The sequence below is a fragment of the Rhodococcus sp. IEGM 1366 genome (assembly GCF_033142425.1).
Classification (GTDB): Bacteria; Actinomycetota; Actinomycetes; order Mycobacteriales; family Mycobacteriaceae; genus Rhodococcus_F; species Rhodococcus_F globerula.
Window position 1 is genome coordinate 450,072 of the sequence record NZ_JAWLRZ010000002.1, and the last position, 14,223, is coordinate 464,294.

Annotated in this window: 14 protein-coding genes; 10 read left to right on the plus strand and 4 right to left on the minus strand. The window is 63.6% G+C overall.

Translation table 11 applies throughout. From position 1 onward, the window contains the following. Positions 1 to 72 precede the first annotated feature (72 nt). The 8 genes from R4P64_RS08085 to R4P64_RS08120 all read left to right on the plus strand — a co-directional run bounded on the left by R4P64_RS08085 (position 73) and on the right by R4P64_RS08120 (position 6,637). Positions 73 to 465, plus strand: a complete 393-nt coding sequence (locus R4P64_RS08085; protein ID WP_317820187.1) for a polyketide cyclase / dehydrase and lipid transport — start codon at positions 73 to 75, stop codon at positions 463 to 465. A 79-nt stretch (positions 466 to 544) separates the two neighbouring features. After that, on the plus strand, positions 545 to 982 hold the full coding sequence (locus R4P64_RS08090) for an SRPBCC family protein (RefSeq protein WP_095886509.1): 438 nt from the start codon (positions 545 to 547) through the stop codon (positions 980 to 982). A 29-nt stretch (positions 983 to 1,011) separates the two neighbouring features. Beyond that, complete coding sequence (locus R4P64_RS08095; protein ID WP_317541712.1) at positions 1,012 to 2,196, plus strand: ArsA family ATPase; 1,185 nt, start codon at positions 1,012 to 1,014, stop codon at positions 2,194 to 2,196. Further along, positions 2,193 to 2,609, plus strand: a complete 417-nt coding sequence (locus R4P64_RS08100; protein ID WP_033231017.1) for a hypothetical protein — start codon at positions 2,193 to 2,195, stop codon at positions 2,607 to 2,609. The genes R4P64_RS08095 and R4P64_RS08100 overlap by 4 nt, the downstream gene beginning before the upstream one ends. Before the next feature lie 71 nt (positions 2,610 to 2,680). Next, on the plus strand, positions 2,681 to 3,679 hold the full coding sequence (locus R4P64_RS08105; protein WP_317820522.1) for an ROK family glucokinase: 999 nt from the start codon (positions 2,681 to 2,683) through the stop codon (positions 3,677 to 3,679). Between the two features lie 108 nt (positions 3,680 to 3,787). After that, entirely contained in the window at positions 3,788 to 4,603 is an 816-nt protein-coding gene (locus R4P64_RS08110; protein WP_116101470.1) for a lysophospholipid acyltransferase family protein, read from the plus strand. Positions 4,604 to 4,669: 66 nt separating this feature from the next. Next, positions 4,670 to 5,161 carry a polyadenylate-specific 3'-exoribonuclease AS gene (locus tag R4P64_RS08115; protein ID WP_033231015.1) on the plus strand — a complete coding sequence of 164 codons (492 nt, stop codon included), beginning with the start codon at positions 4,670 to 4,672 and terminating at the stop codon, positions 5,159 to 5,161. Positions 5,162 to 5,251: 90 nt separating this feature from the next. Continuing rightward, complete coding sequence (locus tag R4P64_RS08120) at positions 5,252 to 6,637, plus strand: class II 3-deoxy-7-phosphoheptulonate synthase (RefSeq protein WP_033231014.1); 1,386 nt, start codon at positions 5,252 to 5,254, stop codon at positions 6,635 to 6,637. 94 nt (positions 6,638 to 6,731) lie between these two features. Here R4P64_RS08120 and pknB read toward each other — a convergent pair whose 3' ends face one another. Then, the gene (gene pknB / locus R4P64_RS08125) at positions 6,732 to 8,780 is read right to left on the minus strand and encodes a Stk1 family PASTA domain-containing Ser/Thr kinase (RefSeq protein WP_411742659.1); all 2,049 of its coding nucleotides are present in this window, start codon (positions 8,778 to 8,780) and stop codon (positions 6,732 to 6,734) included. A 137-nt stretch (positions 8,781 to 8,917) separates the two neighbouring features. Here pknB and R4P64_RS08130 point away from each other — a divergent pair, with 137 nt between their 5' ends. Next, entirely contained in the window at positions 8,918 to 9,286 is a 369-nt protein-coding gene (locus R4P64_RS08130; RefSeq protein ID WP_033231451.1) for an Rv2175c family DNA-binding protein, read from the plus strand. Positions 9,287 to 9,455: 169 nt separating this feature from the next. Here the strand turns inward: R4P64_RS08130 and R4P64_RS08135 are convergent, their stop codons facing one another. Both R4P64_RS08135 and R4P64_RS08140 read right to left on the minus strand, forming a co-directional pair. Then, positions 9,456 to 11,012 (minus strand): alpha-(1->6)-mannopyranosyltransferase A, encoded by a 1,557-nt coding sequence (locus R4P64_RS08135; protein ID WP_317820192.1) that lies wholly within the window; start codon positions 11,010 to 11,012, stop codon positions 9,456 to 9,458. Positions 11,013 to 11,200: 188 nt separating this feature from the next. Continuing rightward, positions 11,201 to 12,313 (minus strand): polyprenyl synthetase family protein, encoded by a 1,113-nt coding sequence (locus R4P64_RS08140; RefSeq protein ID WP_411742650.1) that lies wholly within the window; start codon positions 12,311 to 12,313, stop codon positions 11,201 to 11,203. A 172-nt stretch (positions 12,314 to 12,485) separates the two neighbouring features. Here R4P64_RS08140 and R4P64_RS08145 point away from each other — a divergent pair, with 172 nt between their 5' ends. After that, positions 12,486 to 13,475, plus strand: a complete 990-nt coding sequence (locus tag R4P64_RS08145) for a methylenetetrahydrofolate reductase (protein WP_033231012.1) — start codon at positions 12,486 to 12,488, stop codon at positions 13,473 to 13,475. 9 nt (positions 13,476 to 13,484) lie between these two features. On the opposite strand, the gene R4P64_RS08150 is transcribed toward R4P64_RS08145, so the two are convergent. Next, positions 13,485 to 14,222, minus strand: a complete 738-nt coding sequence (locus R4P64_RS08150) for an LppM family (lipo)protein (protein ID WP_033231011.1) — start codon at positions 14,220 to 14,222, stop codon at positions 13,485 to 13,487. Position 14,223: the final 1 nt, after the last annotated feature.

Sequence of the window (14,223 nt, forward strand, 5' to 3'; positions counted from 1 at the left end):
ACAGTCTGTCCGTTTCGCAGTGGTGTGACACCGTTCGCTCACTCGTCGACGCGATATGTGAAGCTAACTGTCGTGAGCAGCATTCAGGTCGCAGACCAGACTTTCATCGCGGCACCGCCCGAGCGTGTCGCCGAACTGTTGTCTTCGCGTGCGCAGTGGCGCCGGTGGTGGCGAGATCTCCAGCTCGAGGTGCGCGAGGACCGCGGTCCCGCAGGCTTCCGGTGGGGTGTGTCCGGCAGTCTCGTCGGCACCATGGAGGTGTGGCTCGAACCGGTCATGGACGGCGCCATCGTTCACTATTTCCTGCACGCGGAACCAGTGGGTGTGTCCCCGTCAGGCCTGGCTGATCTCGACCTGGCCGCCATGAATCGCGCACGGCGCGTCGACGGCAAGGTCATGTCCTTTGAACTCAAGCGCGAGCTGGAAGCGGGGCGCCCGGCAGGTGTGGCGCCCGAATCTATGTGACGTGGCAGGAGGTTTTCAGGCCCGTGTTCGGGGAGAATTACGGGGACCATGAAGTTTCGAGGGAAGGAAGAGTAGTCGGATGGCCGAGAAAACCAAGGGGTTGATCAGCATCGACGCTCAGCCTGACGCCGTCATGGCCGTGATCGCCGATTTCGAGGAGTACCCCGCGTGGGTTGCGGCGGCCAAGTCCGTCGAGGTTCTGGAGGTTGGCGGCAACGGCCGCGCGAACCGGGTGCGGTTCGTCCTCGATGCCGGGGTGGTGAAGGACAAGTACGAGCTGGCGTACACGTGGGCGCCCGACGGAATGTCGGTGAGCTGGGAACTGGTGAGCGGGGAGATTCAGAAGTCCCAATCCGGTTCGTACACTTTGCGTTCCGAGCCGGGCGGCAGTACGTCCGTTACCTACGAGCTGACGGTCGATCTGACTATCCCGATGATCGGGTTGTTCAAACGTAAGGCCGAGAAGATCATCACGGACACGGCTTTGAAGGAACTGAAGAAGCGAGTCGAGGGCTGAACGCCGCGCGGGCCCGTCTTCAACTCTTCATCGGCAGCGGTGGCAGTGGAACGACGACGCTGGCGTCTGCCGCAGCGCTGTCGGCGGCGACTGCCGGTTCCAAGGTTCTGCTGATGTCGATCGATCGGCTTCATTCGCTTGCGGATGTGCTGGCGATTCCGGTTCCGCGTGTAGTGACCCCGTTGTTCGACCGGATGGATGTCTGGCAGGTCGATACGTTGACGCTTGTCGAAGACAAGTTCCGTGGTGTGTCGGCGCTACTCGATGCGGCGGGTTCCCATGAACACGGATCGTCGCTCCAGACTTTGGAGCCCGAGGAACTCACGGGTTCGCTTGGCATCGCGGACATTCTGGCGCTTGCCGAGGTCGTCGGGATGGCATCGAGCGGCGAATACGACGTCGTGATCGTGGATTGCCCGCCGTCGCCGGAGGCGTTGCGGATCCTCGGCGCGCCCGCGATGGTGTCCGAGTACCTCGAGCGGCTGTGGCCACGTCACAGGCGGCTTGCGGCGGTGGCGGCTACCGACGTGCGGTTGATGCTGTTGGTGTCGATAATCGAACGCATTGTCTCGTCGGTCGACGAGATCGCAGCGTGTATCGCCGCAACTTCGCACACGGAGATTCATCTCGTGACGTCGGCGCAGGGATCGGCGGCGCTTGCGACTCGGCGCACACTGTCCGGTCTTGCGCTCTCAGTGCTGCCGGTTGCGCGGATAATCGTCAATAGTGTTGTTCCGCAACCCGTTTCGCAGAGTTACGCAGATGAAGATATGCGCTGGTTGTCCAATGTTCGCGCGGCCCAGATGTCGGTGCTCGCGGGAGTTCGCGAGGCCGCCGATGGGATTGCCGTCACGGTTGTCGAACATGTCGGCACCGAACCGGTAGGGTTGGCGGCCCTGGGCGACATTGCAGTTGCGCTGGGCGAGGGGGCCGCTGCGCAGCCGCACCGCCATCCCGACCCGATAGCGGTGACGCTGGAATCGGGGACGGGGTTGGAGTCGGTCTACGCGATGCGGATGTATCTGCCGCTCGTCGATCCGTCGTCACTGACGTTGGGTCGGGTCGAAGACGATGTGCTGGTGGGAGCGGACGGGGTGCGACGGAGAGTGAGACTTGCGTCGGTGTTACGGCGATGCGTCGTGACCGGTGCCGAACTCGACGGCGCCTATCTGATCATTCGATTCTCGCCGGATCCCACGGTGTGGCCTGTATGAACGACGATCACACCAAGCTTCTCGCCGAGTTCCGGGTGTTGGCCGATTCCGTCCTCTCCCGGATCGAGCCGATTGTGGCGCAGATGGCGGAGGGGCGCACGAACGCAGCGGCGGATCTCGAGACCTCGGAGGAATTGCCTGCATTCAGCGGCTGCAGTTGGTGCCCGGTGTGCGCTGTTGCAGCCTTGATGCGCGGTGAACATCACGAGTTACTGGCAATCCTGGCAGGGCATGCTGCCGTACTTCTGGCGTTGCTGCGTGAGCTGCTGGACGAGTTTCTCGGCGGGCGCGCGCCATCCGACGGGAAGCCGGACGGTGGTCCAGGGGGTGGGGCGCCGACGCCCGACGGTACCTCGTCGCCGAAGCCCCGATCGCCTGCTTTCGTTCCGATTACGGTGACTGTCAAGCGGTAAACGCTGGTACTTCGGTGCCATCGGTGGGCACAATCGTCAAGAACGCATACCGAGTGTGGAGTGTGGACCGGATGATCACCAATCGCAGTGCAAATGCCGACATCCTGACCGTCGGAATAGATGTGGGCGGCACCAGTATTCGAGCGTCGGTGGTCGACGTCGACGGGCAAGTGCTCGATACCATGCAGGCTCCGACGCCCCAGTCCGCGCGGTCGCTCGAGGATGCGCTCGATCGGGTGGTGCGTGAACTGGTCAGTCGGCACAATGTGGCCGCAGTGGGTTTGGCGGTAGCCGGGTTCGTCACCTCGGATCACGGGATCGTGCTTTTTGCTCCGCACCTGCCGTGGGTGAACGCGCCGGTCGGCAAGGACCTGAGCGTACGGCTGGGGTTGCCGGTTGTTCTGGAACACGATGCCAATGCAGCGGCGTACGCGGAGTATCGGTTCGGTGCTGCGGCTGGTGGCCGGAACGTCGTCACGGTGGCGATCGGGACGGGCATCGGTGGCGCGTTGCTGATCGGCGGTGAGCTGTACCGGGGGAGTTACGGTGTTGCGCCGGAGTTCGGCCACGTCCAGGTCGTGCCGGACGGACGCCCGTGCGCGTGTGGCAAGCGCGGCTGCTGGGAGCGGTACTGCAGCGGAACTGCATTGGTGGACACAGCAATTGAACTTCTGGCCGAAGATCCGGCCGCGTCAACAGTCCTGGCGCGAGAAGTTGCCGTCGACCCGGGCGGCTTGACCGGGCGTCGAATCGCCAATGCCGCGTACGACGGTGACCCACTCGCGCTGGCGACGATGGCTGAGTTCACGCATTGGCTGGCAGTCGGCCTGGCGATGGTCGCCGACGCCTACGACCCGGATGTCGTGGTGATCGCCGGCGGCGTCGCGAGTTCGGCTCCACTGTTTCTCGATGACGCCCGTGAGCAGTACGCAACGTTGTTGACGGGTGCGAAATATCGACCTCTGGCCCGGATTCGCGCTGCCCAGTTGGGGGAGGCCGCGGGGATGGTGGGGGCGGCGGCGTTGGCGCGTTCGGCGGTTCCAGGCGTCATTTCGCCTGCCAGGCGTTGAGTCGCACTTGTGATCACGAGGTGCCGGTCGGGGCATGTGTAGCGAGGGTAACCGGCGCGCAGTAAGGTCGTGCACAAGGCAATTCGGGTTGTGAATGGGAGGGACGCCGTGTGGTATTGGCTCTTCAAGTATGTGTTGTTGGGGCCGATTCTCCTGCTGCTCGGGCGTCCGACGATCAAGGGGCACGAGAACATTCCCACTGACGGTGCGGCGATTCTCGCCAGCAACCATCAGGCAGTTCTGGATTCGTTCTATCTTCCGCTGCGCTCGAACCGTCGAATCACGTTCCTCGCAAAAAGTGAGTACTTCACGGGCAGCGGACTCAAGGGTGCGTTCCAGCGGTGGTTCTTCACGGCTGTCGGCCAGGTGCCCATCGATCGCACCGGTGCGGACGCAGCCCAGGACGCGCTCAACGCCGGTCTACGGGTCCTTGATGCCGGCAAGCTGCTCGGTATCTACCCCGAGGGCACTCGCTCGCCGGATGGTCGTCTGTACAAGGGCAAGACCGGAATGGCTCGTCTGGCACTCGAATCCGGTGTCAAGGTGATTCCCGTAGCGATGGTCGGCACGGACAAGATGAACCCCATCGGTTCGAGGATGTGGCGTCCGGCCAAGGTCACCGTCATCGTCGGCGAACCTATCGACTTCTCGCGTTTCGAGGGGATGGGCGGCAACCGCTTCGTGGAGCGGGCTGTGACCGACGAGGTCATGTACAAGCTGATGAAGCTGTCTGGCCAGGAATACGTCGACATCTATGCGGCGAGTTTGAAGAACCCGAAGCCGGTCAAGGCGGAGGAGTCCCCGTCCGACGAGACCCACCAGCTCGAGGAGTCCGACGAGGCTGCCGCTCCACTTGCGGCCGTTGTCGATCCCGATGCCGAGCAGACTGATGGGCCGCACGTCCCGGACACGCGCGCCAGTTAGAGATTTCCCACAACTGCCGGGCGTGCATTAGCTCTCGAGACCGGCGGTGCGGCATAGTTTTGAGCCGTGCGCTACTTCTACGACTGTGAATTCATCGAAGACGGTCGAACCATCGACCTCGTGTCCATCGGCGTCGTCTGCGAGGACGGCCGAGAGTACTACGCCGTCTCGACGGAATTCGATCCGGCGCGGGCCGGCAGTTGGGTGCGCAAGAATGTTCTGCCGAAGCTTCCTGCGCCGTCGTCTCCGCTCTGGAAGTCGCGCGACAAGATCCGTGACGACCTCCTGAAGTTCTTCGTTCCGCGGCCGATGGTGGTTCCCGAACTGTGGGCATGGGTCGCGGCGTACGACCACGTCGCGTTGTGCCAGCTGTGGGGCGACATGACCGAACTGCCCCAGTCGTTGCCGCGCTACACGCGGGAGTTGCGCCAGTTCTGGGAGGACAACGGCAGCCCGGCTCTGCCGCCTGCACCGTCCGACGCGCATGACGCTTTGGCGGACGCACGACACAATCTGGTGAAGTTCGACGCGATTGCCCGAGTCCGGTCACTTCGTTGACCTGCTGTGACGCTGAACTCGGCTAGACGAGACCGCGCGCTAACGAGAGCCTGTGTGACGCGCGGGTAGGTGAGCGAATATCCTGTACTAGTGAACTGGACTGTCGACGTGCCGATCGACCGCTTGCCCGAACTTCCGCCGCTGCCCGCCGGACTGCGTCAGCAGCTCGACGAGGCCCTTGCGAAACCCGCCGCGCAGCAGCCTTCATGGCCCGCTGACCAGGCGGCTGCGATGCGCACTGTGCTCGAGAGCGTGCCGCCGATCACCGTGGCCAGCGAAGTCGAGGCATTGTCGGATCGCCTTGCGCAGGTAGCGCGCGGCGAAGCCTTCCTGTTGCAGGGCGGCGACTGCGCCGAGACGTTTGCCGACAACACCGAGCCGCACATCAAGGGCAATATCCGCACTCTGCTGCAGATGGCTGTCGTCTTGACGTACGGGTCTTCCATGCCGGTGGTCAAGGTGGCACGTATCGCGGGTCAGTACGCCAAGCCTCGATCAGCCGACATCGACTCGTTGGGCCTCAAGTCCTACCGCGGCGACATGGTCAACTCGATTGTCGCCGACGAGGCTGTCCGCGCCCACGATCCGTCGCGGTTGGTACGGGCGTACGCAAATGCCAGTGCCGCGATGAACCTGGTTCGGGCGCTCACCGGCGCCGGAATGGCCGACCTGCACAAGGTCCACGACTGGAACCGCGAGTTCGTGGCAGCGTCTCCGGCCGGAGCACGCTACGAGCAGCTCGCGTCCGAAATCGATCGTGGCCTGCAGTTCATGAATGCCTGCGGCGTGACCGATCCGAGCCTGCACCAGGCGCAGATCTTCGCGAGCCACGAAGCCTTGGTCCTCGACTACGAGCGTGCGATGCTGCGTCTCGACAACGACAGCGATCACCCCAAGCTCTACGACCTGTCGGCTCACTTCTTGTGGATCGGCGACCGTACTCGTCAGCTCGACGGCGCGCACATCGCCTTTGCCGAGTTGGTGTCCAACCCGATCGGTCTGAAGATCGGTCCCACGACCACTCCGGAGATGGCCGTCGAATACGTCGAGCGTCTCGACCCGACAAACAAGCCAGGTCGCCTGACGCTGATCTCGCGGATGGGCAACGGCAAGGTCCGTGACCTCCTTCCTGCAATCATCGAGAAGGTCCAGGCCACCGGCCATCAGGTCATCTGGCAGTGCGATCCCATGCACGGCAACACGCACGAGGCGTCCACCGGTTACAAGACGCGTCACTTCGATCGCATCGTCGACGAGGTTCAGGGATTCTTCGAGGTCCACAACGGTCTCGGCACCCACCCGGGTGGAATTCACGTCGAATTGACCGGCGAGAACGTCACCGAGTGCCTCGGTGGTGCGCAGGATATTTCGGACGGCGACCTGTCGGGTCGTTACGAGACGGCCTGCGATCCTCGCCTCAACACCCAGCAGTCGTTGGAGCTCGCGTTCCTCGTCGCAGAAATGCTGCGCGGCTGACGCTTAGCTGTTGTATCGAACGCCCTCATTCGCCGTGCGCGGGTGGGGGCGTTTTACGTTGTCAGGCTGTTGGTTCGATCAGGCACTGCTGCGATCAGGGAATGGCAACAACGGTGACGTTGGAGCCTTTCTCCACACGATCGTTCTTATCGCTCTGACTGACGATCAGCGAGCTGTCGTTCTGGGTCAGTTGGCGAACGGTGAGGGTGAGACCGAGGCGGGTCAGTTCCTCGCGAGCGGAGGCGACGCTACGTCCCAGCAGGTTGGGTACCTTCACGGAGCTGGACACGAGAAGGGCAACGGACGTTCCGGCGTTCACAGACGAACCCGCAGCGGGGTCGGTGCCGATGACCTTTCCGCCGTCGACACCGTCGTCGAAGGCAGATCGGGTTTCGCTGACGGTGATGCCCAGTTTGTCGAGGGCAGCCCGGGCGGCGTTCTCCGACATGCCCTTTACGTCGGGAACATCAACGGGCGGTGATCCTTTGGACGTGACAACTTTGACCGAGGAGCCAACAGGCACGGTGGTTCCCGGAGCCGGGTCAAGAGCGGCGACACCGCCGATGGGGATCTTGGAACTGAACGTCTCACCGCCGTCGACGGCAACGAGGGTGCGCGCAGTGAGCTGATCTCGGGTGGCCTCGACGGCGCCGCCCGCTGGTATCGGCGGCACAGTCGGACGCCCGAGCGACGTGAACAGGACAACACTCGATCCGCGCGAAATCCGCGAGCCCGCTTCGGGATCGGTGCCGGTCACGGTGTCGAGAACCTCGGTGTCCGAGTACGTTCCACGCACTTCCGGCGACAGTCCGGCATCCTGAAGTGCCGTGACTGCCGCATCCTTGTTCAGGCCACCGATCTGGGGGACCGCGGTGAATCGGCCAGAGCCCATCCACCAACCGCCGAACCCCAGCGCAAGCGCAAGCAACGCGATGACAAGAAGCCAGACGAGAGTGGTCCGGCGAGAGCGTCGTCGTGCTTGCGAAAAGTGGTCGTGTGGATCGATCTCGGCAGAGTCGTCTTCGTGCTCGTCCGTCTCGGCGACGGGCGGACGCACGGTTTGTGCGGTGACCGCGCGGGTGTGCTGAATGCCGTCCGGTGGTGCGTGCGGCGCCAGCGCGGTTGTAGGCGGCGCCGCAGCTCCGGCCGCAAATGCCGTGGTGGCGGCGCCGACTGGTGCACCGGCGCCACCGATAACGGTGGTGGCGGGCGAACCGGGGGCCGCGGGACGGGGTGTTGCCGGCCGGGGTGTCGGCGCCGGTGCGGCGGCACTGTGATGCTGCGCGGATCGCCGCGGCGCGGGCACCCGATACGCGGGCAGTTCGAGTTGTTCGCACACGATGCGCAGGGCGGCTGCCATTTCGCCGGCATCGGTAAACCGATGTGCAGGTTCACGATTGGTGGCTTGCGTGACGAGTCGGTCGAACTGCGCCGGTACGCCCGCGATTCGTGAACCGGGCGGCGGAACGTCGTCGTGAATTCTCTGGTATGCGATCGAGAGAGAGGTGTCCCCGGTGAAAGGTGTTGTACCGGTGAGGAGTTCGAACATGAGAACGCCGGTGGAGTACACGTCGCTGCGCGGATCGGCCACTCCGGAGGTGACCTGCTCCGGGGAGAGGTAGGCGGCGGTGCCGAGAATGACGCTGTTGGACGTTGTTGTCGCGGCAGCTGCGGCGCGCACCAAACCGAAATCGGCGATCTTCACTTCACCGGCGTCGGAAATCAGGATGTTCTCCGGTTTGACGTCGCGGTGCACCAGTCCGGCCCGGTGTGCAACTGCCAACGCGTCGAGTACCGGCCCGACTACCGCGGCGACAGCGTGTGGCGGCATCGGGCCGCGCTCGCGCAGCAATTCACGCAAGGTGCCGCCGTCGACCAATTCCATGACGAGGAAGGCATGACCGCGATCGCTGCCCTGGTCGTACACGGCAACCAAGGCAGGGTGTTTAAGGCGGGCGACTGCGCGCGCCTCGAACTCGAAGCGGGTGAGAAAAGCGGGATCGGCGGCAAACTGCGGATCCATGACCTTGATAGCGACAGGCCGATCCAACCGCGTATCGAGTCCTCGATACACAGTCGACATTCCGCCGCGTGCGATGGGCGCATCCACGCGATAGCGGCGTTCGAGCATTTCGCCGATCAACCCTTGACCTCCGTTGTGAAAATCTGTGGTGCAGTAATAATCTGTGGTCGCATCCGCCTCGTCCATCGTAGCCAGCGCTGCCGACGGAAAGTTCCACCCACGTGCCGCGCGACAAGCCGACCCGATAAACTTCCGTGGTGAGCGCGATTCCTTATTGTGATGATGTCCTGGATTCTTCGGTATCCCTGTTCCAGTTGGCCGATGTAGCGAAGAGCGTCAGGTTGCCGGTCGCGAAGGTGCACCAGTTGCTCCGCGATCGCAAGATCATCGCAGTCAAGCGCAACGGGGTTCTCGGGGTTCCCGAGGAATTCTTCGACGAAGACGGCCAGATCGTGAAATGGCTTCCCGGTTTGCTGGCAGTTCTGCACGATGGCGGATACAGCGATGTAGCGTCGCTGCGCTGGCTTTTCCAGTCTGACGAGTCCCTCCCCGGACGCCCCGTCGACGCCCTGCACGGGCACCTCGCCCGCGAGGTTATCCGCCGTGCACAGGCAATGGCTTTCTGAGTCTGATTGATTCTTCCGGCCTGACGTAGCTCGCCGACCGGACTGGAGCCGGTACGGCGAACGTCAGGCGCGTGCGGTGGTGGGCGGTCACCCGGCGGTCACCCGGCGGTCGAGAATGTGGTCGAGAATGCGATAGCCGGCTGACCCCACCCCGTGCGGAGCACCGAATTCATCGTGCCGTCGACGTTGCTTCTGCCGGGACTTTCTCCGGTGCGTGTCCCCGTAGACGCAGTGGGTCTTCCGTCCGGAGTGTCATCGCCGCGACGACGGAGGCAAATGTTGCCAATACCACGTGCGGGAACGAGTACATGCCGATCGATCCGTCGGGCTGGAATATCAACATGAGCCAGCTGGACAGCCCCACCAGTATGGCCAGGGTCGTCGGGGAGAGTGCAAAGCCGGCAGCTACGGCCAACGGCCACGAGTAGTACCAGGGGAGCGCCGCCGGGGAGAGAATCACGATGGCAACCATGACAATCACGATGCCCATCACGGCGTCGCGTTCGGTGGTGCGGAATCGCCACCAGACAAAAGCGATGATTCCGATGAGCGCGACTGCGCTGACAAGCCGGGTCACCTGGAGTATGTCGTCGAAGTGATTGCCGGTGAGCCACGATGTCGCGGCGGTGGACAGTTCGGCGACGAGGGTCGGCAACGACAGCCAGTTGATGATCTTGTTGGAGCCGGAGAGCGCCGTCGTCCAGCCGAGTCCGACACCGGCAATCAACGACGTCGAACCGAGGACAACAACGAACATCGCAAATCCGCTACCGGCGGTCTTGATAAAGGATCGGATCGGATTCGGTGCTTCCGTTCCCTGCGCTGCGGCGTCTTCACGTTCGTGAATCATCCAGATCCAGACGATGAACGGCAGCGCCACCCCGGCAGTGGCCTTGATGGCAACGGCAAAGGCGATGAGACCGATTCCGAACATGTGCTTGCGTTCGAGGGCCAGTGCGATGCCGGCGACCATAAGGCCGACCATCAGCATCTCGTTGTGCACGCCGCCGATCAGATGGATCAGGACGAGTGGATTGAGGACCGCGAGCCACAAGGCGATCGCCGGGTTTCCACCGAGTTTGCGCGCGAGGTGGGGGACACCCCACACCATCAATGCCAGGCCGGGCAGCATGGTGATGCGCAGTAACATCGTGCCCGCGATGACGTTGTCACCGGTCAGGCGAACAATGGCATCAGTGAGCAGGAGATGAACCGGACCGTACGGGGTTGTTGTCGTCGTCCAGACATTGGAGACGTTGTCGAGCAGGATGCCGGGATTGACCACCGGCCCCACTTCGTACGGGTCGAAGCCGTCACGCAGCAGAGCGCCCTGCGCAAGGTAGGAGTAAGCGTCACGGCTGAACATCGGAACGGCAAAGAGCAGGGGGAACGTCCACAGCGGCACGATGAATCGCAGCCCGCGCAAACCGACGTCACCGCGCAGCGCCGAGCGACCCAGTCGCGCCCACGCGCCGATCATGCACAACACGCCGATCCACACGATCGCCGCCGACAGTATCGACCCGTGCCCGAATCGGAGCCAGGACAGATGCATCGACTCGAGCAACGGGTCCTCGCGCCGGACGCTACCTGCGCCGAATCCGCCGAACATGATCATGGCGGCGCCCAGGAATCCGAGCAGCGCGCTGTGTCCTTCGGGAGTGCGAAGGAAATCAGCGGCCCTTCGATGCCACGCTGGTGTGGTGGCTGCGGCAGAGGGCGTCATGAGTGCAGTTTCCTCCCCCGAGATGTTCGGATGCGGTAGCGCGTACGTGGTGAATTGCTGGCGAATAGTCGGTTACGAGGGGACAGTTTAGTTGCTCCGGAGACCGAACCCTGCCGTCGACTCGTTTGCGCGCGCCGGTGACAGCCGGTTCGGTGCCCAATAGTGACGGATCACTCATGAACAGTCTGTCAGTACGTGCGCGACGTGGCTGCGAGGGCCATCTCGCGCAGCCGTGTCTTGGCCTCCGCGGTGGCGCTGCTCGATTCCAGTGCGGCCGCGGCAGATTCGACCAGGGTGGCGATGCGTGCTTCCGCGTCGTCCACTGCCCCGAGGTCGGTGATCAGGGTGCGTAGCGTATCGACGTCGTTGTCGGTCAGCTCTGCGCCGATTCCGGATCGGAGTTGTTGTGCCGCAGCAGGATCAGTGTCATCGGCGCGCGCAAGTGCGGCAGCGAACAGTGTTGTCCGCTTACCGGTGCGGAGGTCGTCGCCGGACGGCTTGCCGGTCACCGACGGATCGCCGAAGACGCCGAGCAGGTCGTCCCGGAGCTGGAATGCGATACCGATGTCGGTGCCGAACTTCCGGTACGCGTCGATCAGGTCCGCGTCTGCTCCGAAAAGGGCAGCACCGAGGTGCAGGGGGCGCTCGATCGTGTACGCCGCAGTCTTGAACCGGTTGACGCGCATCGCTGCCTCGACGCTCTCGTCGCCGCGAGCTTCGTTGCTGATGTCGAGGAACTGACCGCCAAGCACTTCGGTGCGCATCGCCGACCACACGGGGCTGATCCGAGCGGCGGCGTCGGCGCCGATTCCGGATTCGCGGATCATGTCGTCTGCCCATGCGAGCGCAAGATCGCCGAGCAGAATTGCGACAGCCTCACCGAAGTGGGCGCCGTCGCCGTTCCAGTTGTCAGCTCGGTGCAGGTTCTCGAACTCGACGTGCACGGTGGGAAATCCGCGACGCGTCGTGGAGGCGTCGATGATGTCGTCGTGGACCAGCGCGCATGCCTGGACCAGTTCGAGCGCCGTGCAGGCGCGCATGACGCTGTCGGCGTCGTCGCTTTGAGGGTCGCCGCCGGCGCCGAGCCAGCCCGTCCACGCAAAGGCCGGTCGCACGCGCTTGCCGCCGCGCAGAACAAAGCTCTCGAGAGTGTCGACGGCGGTTTCGTATCCGCCGCCGATGGTTTCCACCGCTTCGCGCCTGGAGGCAAAGAAGTCACGCAAGCTCTGTTCGAACAAAGCCGGCAACTCGAGCGAGGACGGATAGGCGGCGTCGGTTCGAGCAGACAGGATGGCCTCCAAGGTCGGTAACTTCTCATACCGGCGAACAGGGCCAGGCAGTGAGCGTAGAGTCCAGCTTAGTGGGGTCCCTACCGATGTCCGGTGTGGGCCGTGAACTGCACGATCCTGGCATCCGGGACGTATTCACGGACGCGATGCTCCGTTCTGCGTTGACAAAACATATGCTTACCTCGTGACATTCGATGCAGTCAGGGGACGCTCCAGCGATGGCTGGGCCAGCCGAACACCATCGATCGTCGATCGGATCACATCTTCCACAGGGAGTCGGATTCCGTTCTCGGTCGAGTTCTCACCGCCGCGCGACGCAGAAGCCGAGGCGCGTCTGTGGCGTGCCGTGCGCACATTCGAGAGGCTCGGTCCGGCTTTTGTCTCCATGACGTACGGCGCCGGCGGTTCGACTCGTGACCGCACCGTTCGGGTCACAGGAGAATTGGCCGAAGAGACCACGTTGCTGCCGGTTGCACACCTCACTGCGGTGTCCCACAGCATCGACGAACTCCGATCCATGGTCGGCGCCTATGCCGATCGCGGAATCAGCAACATCCTCGTTCTGCGCGGCGACCCCCCGGGCGACCCCCTCGGCGAATGGAAGAAACACCCCGATGGCGTCGAGTACGCCGAAGAGCTTGTCCGGATGGTCCGCGATCTCGGTGACTTCCACGTCGGCGTGGCGTCGTTCCCGGAAGGACATTACCGAGCACCTGACCTGGCCCACGACACGAAGTACCTCGTCTCGAAGTTGCGCGCCGGAGCCGAGTACTCCATCACGCAGATGTTCTTCGACGTCGACGACTACCTGCGTCTGCGTGATCGCGTGAGCGCGTTCGACCCCGAGCAGGGCGCCAAGCCGATCATCCCCGAAATCATGCCGGTCACCTCACTGCGGTCGGTGCGGCGCATGCTCGAACTGTCCGGATCGTCGTTGCCGCCCGCCCTCGAGCGCCGGTTCGACGCCGCCGCCGGTTCGGGTTCTCAGGAGAATCGGGCAGCGGTGCGTGAACTCGGGATCGACCTCGCTACCGAAATGGGCGAGCGATTGATCGCTGAAGGCGCTCCGTGCCTGCACTTCATCACGTTGAACTTCGCACGGGCCACGAGCGAGGTTCTTGAACGTCTGGGGCTGACGTCGGATGTGTCGACCGATTCGCAGGCGAGCGTCTAGCACTCCCGCTCAGTGCGTGTCACTCTTTGCCGATTGTGGACTCTTCGGTGCCTGCGAGACGGGTGCGCGATTGCGCACCATCCAGGCCATCGCACCGACGATAATCGCGACACCGAGTGTGAGGCCGGCCATGATGCCTGCCCATCCCGCAAAGCTGCGGGTACTCGGATCGGCGTAGTTCACTTCTGCGCGCACAGTCGATACCTCGCCGGCCGGCAGAGTCCACGAGACCCGGGAATCGCCGTCTCGGTTGCCGTTCGTCGTGGAGATGCGTGCCGGGAAGGCGATGCTGAATTGGATGTCGGAGCCCTGGGCGGGCAGGGCTTTGAGGTCGGCCTTTCCATCCAACGCGACGGTGTCGCCACTGCGCTGAAGGGTGAGCTGGAACGAACCGGCGCCTTCGTCCGTCATGGCAGCCAGTTGCGAGACGTCACCGAAGCTGAGATCCCAGAAGAACACCTGTGATCCGACGTAGCCGTCCTTCTTGTATTCCTGAACCCGGATGTTCTCCGCGAGCGACGTCGGCGGTACCAGTTGTGGCCCGGGATCGGCTTCGTTCTCCGGAATCACGGCCGCGACGATCTGCCCTGACACGCGATCATCGGCCGAGACACCCATCGAGACCTGGACCCGTAGGCAGCCGGCGAGCAGCGGCACCAGCATCAGTACGAGAGCCGTCGTGGCAAGGAGTTGCTTCCGACGTCGCGGCCGCGTGGTGTCATCCGTGGACTGTTGCACAGTCGTCATC